The organism is Roseicyclus salinarum (assembly GCF_029624655.1).
Taxonomy (GTDB): domain Bacteria; phylum Pseudomonadota; class Alphaproteobacteria; order Rhodobacterales; family Rhodobacteraceae; genus Roseibacterium; species Roseibacterium salinarum.
The window spans coordinates 25,209-34,097 of the sequence record NZ_JARRSA010000038.1; the positions used below are offsets into that span (position 1 = coordinate 25,209).

The 8,889-nt window shown below is 68.6% G+C and carries 7 protein-coding genes and 1 tRNA gene; 4 read left to right on the forward strand and 4 right to left on the reverse strand.

All coding sequences use genetic code 11. The features are described 5' to 3' along the window. Positions 1 to 33: 33 nt before the first annotated feature. Entirely contained in the window at positions 34 to 2,307 is a 2,274-nt protein-coding gene (locus P6F26_RS17860) for a hypothetical protein (protein ID WP_278030065.1), read from the reverse strand. Between the two features lie 735 nt (positions 2,308 to 3,042). Here P6F26_RS17860 and P6F26_RS17865 point away from each other — a divergent pair. Next, positions 3,043 to 3,660: a helix-turn-helix transcriptional regulator gene (locus P6F26_RS17865; RefSeq protein WP_278030066.1), complete on the forward strand. Its 618-nt coding sequence runs from the start codon at positions 3,043 to 3,045 to the stop codon at positions 3,658 to 3,660. After that, a complete protein-coding gene (locus tag P6F26_RS17870; protein ID WP_278030067.1) occupies positions 3,657 to 4,157 on the forward strand; it encodes a hypothetical protein in 501 nt (166 codons plus the stop codon). The genes P6F26_RS17865 and P6F26_RS17870 overlap by 4 nt, the downstream gene beginning before the upstream one ends. A gap of 38 nt (positions 4,158 to 4,195) precedes the next feature. Here P6F26_RS17870 and P6F26_RS17875 read toward each other — a convergent pair. Further along, positions 4,196 to 4,271, reverse strand: a tRNA-Trp gene (locus P6F26_RS17875). Between the two features lie 137 nt (positions 4,272 to 4,408). Between P6F26_RS17875 and P6F26_RS17880 the strand changes: the two genes are divergently transcribed. Together P6F26_RS17880 and P6F26_RS17885 are read left to right on the forward strand one after the other, a co-directional pair. Continuing rightward, on the forward strand, positions 4,409 to 4,681 hold the full coding sequence (locus P6F26_RS17880; RefSeq protein WP_278030068.1) for a hypothetical protein: 273 nt from the start codon (positions 4,409 to 4,411) through the stop codon (positions 4,679 to 4,681). 244 nt (positions 4,682 to 4,925) lie between these two features. Beyond that, positions 4,926 to 5,546 carry a hypothetical protein gene (locus tag P6F26_RS17885; protein ID WP_278030069.1) on the forward strand — a complete coding sequence of 207 codons (621 nt, stop codon included), beginning with the start codon at positions 4,926 to 4,928 and terminating at the stop codon, positions 5,544 to 5,546. Between the two features lie 65 nt (positions 5,547 to 5,611). Here P6F26_RS17885 and P6F26_RS17890 read toward each other — a convergent pair whose 3' ends face one another. Together P6F26_RS17890 and P6F26_RS17895 are read right to left on the reverse strand one after the other, a co-directional pair. After that, positions 5,612 to 6,265: a CatB-related O-acetyltransferase gene (locus P6F26_RS17890; protein ID WP_278030070.1), complete on the reverse strand. Its 654-nt coding sequence runs from the start codon at positions 6,263 to 6,265 to the stop codon at positions 5,612 to 5,614. A gap of 299 nt (positions 6,266 to 6,564) precedes the next feature. Further along, positions 6,565 to 8,676: an OmpA family protein gene (locus P6F26_RS17895; protein ID WP_278030071.1), complete on the reverse strand. Its 2,112-nt coding sequence runs from the start codon at positions 8,674 to 8,676 to the stop codon at positions 6,565 to 6,567. Positions 8,677 to 8,889: the final 213 nt, after the last annotated feature.

Below are 8,889 nucleotides of genomic sequence, written 5' to 3' on the forward strand. Positions count from 1 at the left end.
GGGCCGGACGACCGGCCCGGGGGCGAGCAGCTGTCAGACGTCGTCGTCGCCCACGAAGGACGAGCTCAGCGATCCGCCGACCACCGTCATGTCGACGGAATTGCCCAGCACGTTGGCGCCCATCACGATCTGCTGGTTGAACGCCTCGGTGTTGACCGCCGCCGCGGCGGACGCGAAGGACTCGCCCGTCACATGGCCGTCGTCGCCGTTGCCGGAGCCCCAGCTTCCAAGGTTCCCGCCTGCGCCGCCGGCCCCGCTGGTGGCCGTGCCACCCATGCCGCCGGTGCCAGCGCCGCCCATCGTGTCGCCGACCGAGGCCATGCCGCCGATCGCGTCGCCCGCGTCTCCGCCCATGCCCGTCGCGGTGCTCGCGCCGCCCGGTCCGGCCGAGGCATTGACCGTGCCGGTGCCGTGCGCCTGGTTCGACGCGTCCGAGGACGACGAGCCGCCGCCGCCGTAACCGGCGATCGCGTCCGCCATCGAATCGGCGGTGCCGTCGAGATCGGCCTGCGAGAAGATGTCGGACCATCCGCCCGCCCCGCTTCCCGCATCCGCGCCCGCGTCGCCGCTGCCGGTTGCGGACGAGTCCGCCGCGGCGTCGTTGCTGGCGGCGCCGCCCGACGCATCGCCGCCGGTTCCGGTGCCGCTGCCGCTGCCATCGGCGGCGCTGTCGGCCGCGCTGGTGCCGCCCGCTCCGCCGGCCGCGTCCGACATGCCGGTTCCGGTGCCGGTGCTGTCGGCCGCGCTGTCGGCGGCGTTGCTGCCACCCGCGCCGCCGGCCGCGTCGCCGTTGCCGGTGCCGGTGCCGGCGCCGTCGGCCGCACTGTCGGCGGCATTGCTGCCACCCGCGCCACCAGCCGCGTCGGACGTGCCCGTGGCGTCGGTCGTGCCGGTGACGTCGCCGCTGGTGGCCGCGCCGCCGGTCGCGTCGCCACCAGCGCCACGCCCGTCTCCGCCGCCCTCTTCGCCTCCGGTGCCGATACCTTCTCCGGCCGTCGCGCCGCCGGTGTCGGCGTCGCTATCGCCTTCGGTCTCGGCCTCGCTGTCGACCTCGGAGGTGGCGTCACCACCATCGGCGTCCGCGGCGTCGGCCCCGGACCCGGCAAGGCCGAGGCCCAGCCCGGCGCCGAGCGCACCGGCGTTGCCGCCATCGGCATCCTCGGCATCTGCCTCGGAGGTCGCGTCGCTTTCGCCCTCGCCCTCGGCATCTGCCTCGGCGTCACCGCCATCGGCATCCTCGGCGTCGGCGTCGGAACTGCCGAGGCCAAGGCCCAGCCCGGCCCCGAGCGACGCGGCGTCGCCGGTCTCGGCGTCCTCGGCCTCCGCCTCGGCGTCGGACCCGGCAAGACCGAGGCCAAGGCCTATCGCGCCGGCATCGCCGCTCGCGCCGCCGTCGCCGTCGGCGTCCTGCTCGGCGTCGAGCTCGGCTTCGGCATCGGCCTCGGCGTCGGCATCGCCGCCGTCACCGCCCTCGCCTTCGCTGTCGGCCGTCGCACCGCCAAGCCCAAGGCCAAGCCCGAGGCCGTCGGCCGTGCTGTCGCCGCCATCGTCGGCTTCACCCTCGCCCTCGCCGCCGTCGCCGGATTCGGTTTCGCCGGACATGGCCATGCCGCCCATGCCCTTGCCGCCATCGCCGTGGCCACCGTCGGCCATGGCATGGCCGCCGCCTTCGCCTCCGTGGGAGCCCGCGGAAATGCCGTCGCCCGCATGAGCCTCGCCGCCGTAGGCGTCACCGTTCTGAGCGAAGTCGCCGTCATTGCTGAGCGAGACGTTCTCGAGCATGTCGTCGTCGCTGAGGTAGTTCGACTGCCCGAGGCTGAAGGCCGCGCTGTTGCCGTCACCGAATGTCACACCGTCGAGGCTGACGTCGTCGCCGGGATCGTAGCGCATGTCGCCCTGCGACAGGATCGCGTCCCCCATGTGGGACTCTTTCCCGAGGTCGATGTCCATGACGTCATCGTCCCGCGGGATCCACTCGCCATCGCCGAAGTCGATGTTCACGGCATTCGAATTGTCGTTCGAGCTGTTGCCGGAGTTGTCGTTCGACTGGGCCTGATCTTGGTCCTGGCCCTGATCCTGATCCTGGCCTTGGTCCTGGTCCTGACCCTGATCCTGGTCTTGCCCCTGGTCCTGATCCTGACCCTGGTCCTGGTCGTTCTGGACGTCCTGGTCCTGCTTCTGTTGCTGCTGCTGGGCGTCGATGTCGACCTCGGCCTTCTCGATGTCCACTTCGGTATCGAATTCGGCATCGACGTGATCGATGTTCACGTCGTCGATCAGGAAGTTGTTGTTGCGGTTACTGGACATTTTCAATCTCCTGGCACGCCCCGGGCGTTGCCAGTCATCTCAAAGGCAACATGCCGACGGCGTCTTGGTGGTTGAGTTCACTCCCGGCCGGACTGCCATCGGGCAGCCGCGGCCGGAGACGAAAGGTGCATCTGCGAGGCGCCCTCCTTTCCAACCCCTGCGCCGTCCCGCCCAGGAAACGATGGGACGGGCGGCTGAAATGATCGGTTCGAAATCGCCGCAACCCGTGCGACGCCGGAATGCTCGCACCGGGGGGACCGCAAGAATAGCTGCGCGAACGGTCATCATCCGTTTTTCGAATCTCAAAGCACTGATATTAAATGATTTACTCAGCGGTGATCGTGACCGGAACACGACCCCGCCGCACGAATCGCAGCGCAAACCTGACCGTATTGTCTAGACGTTCGGAACCATCGGTCCGGACCGCCGGTTGAACGTTCACGGCGGCGTCCGAACAGAATTGCGATGTGCCGGATCGCCCCCCGAAAAGGGTTTTCGAAACGGGATTCCTAATCGTTCGGCTAGTGTCGGATAGGCCCGGTCCGTGATAGGATTAGACCTTGGGAAAAGGATTGGAGACGAGGAGTAGATCCAGCACATACTGCCTTTTTCGTCTTGAGCCTGGTGTAGTTGGGAGGTGGGTGAATGACGGACGTTTCAAGCTGTGGATTGAATGGCAAGACACGCCCCGATCAGTGCCGTGCGCGAGGTTTGATCGCGTTCTGGGGAAGTCCCATGACATTTTCGGACTGGATCCTTCGCGTCGCCGAGGCCGAGTCCGGCGAGATGCAGGTCCTCAGGGTGGAGAGCCTCGCCGAACTGGATGCCGGGACGGGCACAAGGCGCTACGTCTTCTTCGACGACGCCGTGGCCGACGCGCTTCTTGACGACCCCCTCGCGGGGCCCGGCCGCTCGGACGGCATGCGCTGGGTCCTCGCCTATCGCGACGAGGCCCTCGCGCACCGGATGCTGGCACAGAGGCGCGACCGGCCCGAACTGGGCGAGGTAGCCCTCCTGCCGATGAACCAGCCGATCGACATCTGGACGTCGATGTTCCGCCTCGTGCTTGCGGGCGAATTCTTCGTGCCGGCGAGCCTTCTCGACAAGGGTGCGCCGCGTCCTTGCGCTGCCGGGACGAAAACGCGCCGTGACGTCGCGCTGACCCGGCGCGAAAGCGAGGTCCTGAGCCTCGTGGCGCGGGGGATGCGCAACAAGACGATCGCGCACGAGCTTGGCCTGTCGGAGCACACGATCAAGCTGCACCTGCATCACGTGATCAGCAAGATCGGCGTCCGCAACCGGACGCAGGCCACGCAATGGTATCTCACCCGAACGTATGGCGCGGAGCGATGACGCAGCCGCAGCCGCCCGCCGATTTCGACCGCACGCTGCTGCTGGTCGGGCGGCTGAACTATTCGTGGACGAACACCGAAAGCCTTCTGATCCATCTGATCGCGGGGCTTGCGGGCACGAGCAAGGACACCGCGCTGATCATCTTCCTGACGCTGAACACGACGCGCGCGCGCATCGACCTGATCGAGCGTCTCGCCAAGACGAACACCGGCGACGCGGGCGAGCGGGCGCGCATCCTTGCGCTGACCCGGCAGATGATCGCACTTTCGGGGCTGCGCAACCGCTACAACCACTGCATCTATTCCTTCGATGCCAAGGGCGGCGCTCCGCGGACGATACAGATGCGGATCGCCGACCGGCGCGACACGATCAAGGTCGGCCAGACCGAGGCTCTTGACGAGGAGGCGCAAGGCGACATCGACGCGGCCATCGCGAGGCTTGGGGACTTGAACCGGACGATCTGGAAGCTGATCTCGGACTATGGCTATCCGGCGTGACGCAAGCGGCGTCGAGTGGCGGGTCGCTGTCCGGCAAGTGGCAGGGGCGGAGGGACTCGAACCCCCGGCCTGCGGATTTGGAATCCGCTGCTCTACCAACTGAGCTACACCCCTAAGGCCGGGGTGCGGGATAGGACCAAACGGCGCCCTTGTCCAGCCGGGAAAAAGGCCGCCACGGGAACGGCGCGCACACGCCGGCATTCGGTGGGCAAGGCGCGCGGACGCGCCAGGCATCAAGACAGGAGACAGCCATGCGACACAGTGCAATCCGCCTCGCGGCGGCCCTCGGCCTCGCCGCGATCTCCATGCCGCAGGCCGCGGCGGCCGACAGGCATACCTGCAACCAGCTTCGCATTTCCGTCGAACGCAGCGTCCCGCCCTCCGTACGCAATCTGCCATACGACCAACTGGACTGCGCCGGGATTTCCGAGGTCTACCTTCTGCTGATGCGCATCGAGTACGACACGATGCGAGAAGCCATGCAGATCGAGGCGGTGTTCAGAAGATACGGCCTCGTGGACTGATGGGCACCCGCCGCCCGCAGGTTCAAAGTATCGTGAAAGGTTCGTGTCCGCACCGCTGGAATGAACTCAAGTAATTGTTTTTTATGCTATAAAATGCGCCCTCCACCGTATCCGGTCCAGGCCTCGGGGGCCATTCCCGGAACTTCGCACGATCAGGGCGGAACACATCGCCAGTCCATGCGTCGACGGAGTGGATGCCGAGCGCCATCACGCGTTCCGGCGCATGGAATTGAAGGAGTTCGACATGAAACGCACGATCCTTAGCCTTACGACGGCCATCGCCCTCGCAGCGCCGGCCTTCGCACAGACCGGCGTCGAGGAGACGGTGGTGGATGTCCTGACGCAGAACGGCTATCCGGCCTCGAGCATCGAGATGCTGAGCCAGGGCCAGATCGCCGAGCTTTACGTCGTCTCGACCTCGGAAGGGGCTGGTGACGTGAGCACGGTAATCGCGTCCTTCGACCTGCCGAGCGACGAAGGCAGCGACGTGCTGGCCACCTCTCCGGCCGCCACCGACGTCGAAATGACCGTCGCGTCGGTTCTCGCGGAGAACGGTTATTCGGCCGACACCGTGAACGCGCTTTCGGGCGGCGAGATCGCCAACATCTACGTCGCGTCGACGTCCGGCAGCCAGACCGACGTCGAAAGCGCCATCGCAAGCGCGATCGAAGTCTCCACGACGATGCCGTCGGAGAACCCGTCCATGGCCGCGGAGCGCGCCATCGACTACCTGATGCGCAAGGGCTACTCGGCCGCCGAAATCGAGGCGATCGACCAGACCGAGCTGCTGGCGATCTACGTCGCCCTCACCTCGGGCGAGCAGACCGACATCGACGAAGCCGTCGAATCGGCCGTCTCGTCCTAAGCGACGCTCGTCACCTGAACTGGCCCGGGCCTGCAATCGCAGGTCCGGGCCTTTTCATGCGCGCCTCAGGGCGCCGCGGCCTCCAGCGCCTCGATGTCGCCACCGCAGATCGCGGCCTCATGCGCGAGGATGCGATCGATCGGCCAGTGCCACCATTCCAGTTCCAGAAGCCGCGCCACGATCCGGGCAGGGAAGCGCGGGCGTATGACTCGGGCGGGGTTGCCCCCGACGAGACTGTAGGGCGCAACCTCGCCCGTCACGACCGCGCCCGCCGCCACGATCGTGCCCGACCCGATGCGCGCGCCCGGAAGGATGCTTGCGCCGGTCCCGATCCAGACGTCGTGGCCAACCACGGTGTCGGCGCCGGGGCCGGGCATCGATGGCCGGTCCAGCACGCCATCGCCGCCGAAGATCATGAACGGAAAGCTGGAGAATCCGTCGTGGCGGTGATTTGCGCTCGCCGTGACGAACTTCACGCCATCGGCGAACTGGCAGAACCGTCCGATGATCAGCCGCTCGGGGCTGAACGGGTAGAGCCATGGCGCGAGATGCGCCGCCCAGTCGTCGGGCGGGACATGGGCCGAGGCATAGGAATAATCGCCCACCTCGATGCGCGGATGGTCGATCGCGGGCCTGAGAAAGACGGTGCCCTTGTGCACGCCGCCATCGGGCAGGCGCACGGGGTGCAGGGTATCGGGTGTGGAAAACGGGGCGTGCACGACGAACCTCCGGTCTGAGTTTTGCAGAAATGACGTCTCAGATCGCGGTGTGGTCCATCTCGCCCTCCATCCTTGTGGGGTCCGTCTAGGGTAAAAGCGCGAAAAAGGGAACCCTGCCGCCGGAGCGAGGGGGAGGGCCTCATGCTCCGCCGCCCCGGAAACCGGGGGCGCAAGTAGGGTCCGTGGGTGGTGGTCCTTGGGGCATCGGCAAGGCCGACGTCCCGCTTCGGCGCCGATCAGCGCCGGACCGGCGGCGCATCGGAATACGCTGTCCGGCCCGGCGCCCGTGACGCCGTCGCCTACCGCTCGGCCGTGCGGATCAGCGGCGTGATGCGGCGCACCGCGGCGCGGCGGTTCTCGCGCACGTCACCTTCGATCGGGTACTTGAGATACCGCTCGCCATAACCTTGCGTGACCATGTTCTCGGGCGGGATGCCGAAATACTCGGTCAGCGCCAGCGCCACACTTTCGGCGCGCCGGTCGGACAGCGCAAGGTTCATGATCTCGCTGCCGACGGTGTCGGTATGGCCCTCGATCAGGAAGATCTCGTCGGGGTTCTCCTCGATCAGGCGGGCCATCGCGGTGCCGAGCGCCGAAAGCTCCTGCGCCTGGCTAGGCTGGATCGCGGCGGACCCCGTGGGGAAGGTGATCGCCTCGAGGTCGATGCGCGGCATCAGCTCGCGCAGCTCGCGGATGGTGCGGACCTGCCGCAGCGAATAGGCCCGGTCGAGCTGCTCCGCTGTGTCCACCTCGCGCAGCGCGCGCGCCAGCCTGTCGGGGGAGACGTCCCGTTCGTACTCGATGACCGGGCTGCGCTCCGGGCGCGGAAGGTCGTCGAGGCGCACGGGCGCCGTGTCCACCCGCTCGTCGATCAGCACGACGCGCCGCCCGTCCGGTTCGATCCGCGAGCGGTAGAGGATGCGGCCGTCGGGCGCGCGCACCGTGATGACCTCGCTTCCGTCGTCGCGCAGGAACACCGTGCGCGACGATCCGTCGGCGTAGGTTTCGCTTTCGACCCGCGTTCCGGGCCGGCGCAGCAGCGTGTTCTCGTCGCTCAGCACGACGTATTCGCCGTCGCGGTTGACGATCACCCGGTCACCGGTCTGGGCCACGACCTCGTCGCCACTGTCCAGGAGCTGACCGATGATGAAGCCCGCGGCCGCACCCCCCAGGATGTTGCGGAGCGTCTCGCGGTCGTCGTCATCGTCCGAGGCCGTCCCGGCCTCCGTTCGCGCCGCCGGGGCGTCCTCGGCGCTCGAGCGGGCGGTCTCCTCGGTGACGACCTCGGTTTCTGTCTCGACGACGCTGGCGGCCTCAGGCGCGGCCTCGCTGTCATCGACGGCGGCAAGCGCGGCGGACGACAGGGCGGCCTCCTCGGCCTCGTCGGCCATCTCCTGCCGGCGCTGAAGCTCTTCCGCCTCGGGGGCTTCCGCTTCGGTCGCGGGCCCCGTCGCGGCCGCGTCCTCCGCCAGTGCCTCCTGCAGGCGCGCGAGCAGTTCGTTGCGCTCCGGGCCGTCCGGCATGTCCGAAAGCGCGGCCGCGATCTCCTCGGGCGTCGCGTCGGGTCCCGGCATCTCGACAGTCGCCTGCGCGGCGGCAGGCGCTTCGGGCTCGGCATCGGCTGCGGGCGCCTCGACGGCCTCCTCCGTTGAGTCCTCGTCGGCGTCCTGCGCTGCCGTCGCTCGGGGCGCGGGCTGCGGCTCGGTCGCCGGCGACTGGTCGGCCTGCGGCTCCTCTGGCGCTTCCTCGGTGGCGACGGCCTCGTCCCCAACTGGCGCTTCAGGCTCCGCCGCGGCTTCGGCGGCCTCGGGGGCTTCTGCCTCCACAGGAGCCTCCGCGGCTTCCGGGGCGGGCGGCGCGGCCTCGGCAGGGGGTGTTTGCTCGGGTTCGGCGGGCGCGGCCTGCTCGGCCTCGGCAGGGGGTGTTTGCTCGGCCTCCGCCGGCGCGGCCTGCTCGGGTTCGGCGCTTGGCGCAGGAGCCTCGGCTTGGGCGGGCGGCGCGGCCTGCTCGGCCTCCGGGGCAGGTGCGGCCTGCTCGGCTTCGGGGGCCGGCTCAGGCTCCTCGGCTTGCGGCGCCGGAGATGCCTCCTGACCGGTTTCCTGTTGCGGCGCGGGCTCGGCAGCCACTTCGGGGGCCTCGGCGCCGGACTGAGGCGTTTCACGAGCCGTGAGCACATCCTGCACCTGCTGGCGAATCTGACCCGGCGGGCCGCCCGTGCGCTCGGACAGGATCGAGATGGCCTCGTCGATCTGCTCGTCCGTGACGTCGTCCGGGCAGGGCGTCGCGCCATCCGAGAGGACGCATTCGACAAGCGCGCCGACGGCCCCGTCGTCCTGCGCGGTCGCGGCGCTGCCGGTCGTCACCGCGGCAAGGATGACGGCAAGCGCCATGTTCGTCTTCGCTGTAGGCATGGGATATCCCTTCTTTCTACGTCAGCCGTGAAACGCCCTTGCGAAAGGGCGGGTTCCGGGAAGGCCCGCGCCGGGCGGACATCCGCCTACGAAAAAGCCCCGGCGGGAGGCCGGGGCTTTCGCATGTTCAAGGGGTCATCGGAGGCTCTTTCGAGCTCTCCGACGGAGGCCGTCGATCACTCGATGATCTTCGACACGACGCCGGCGCCGACC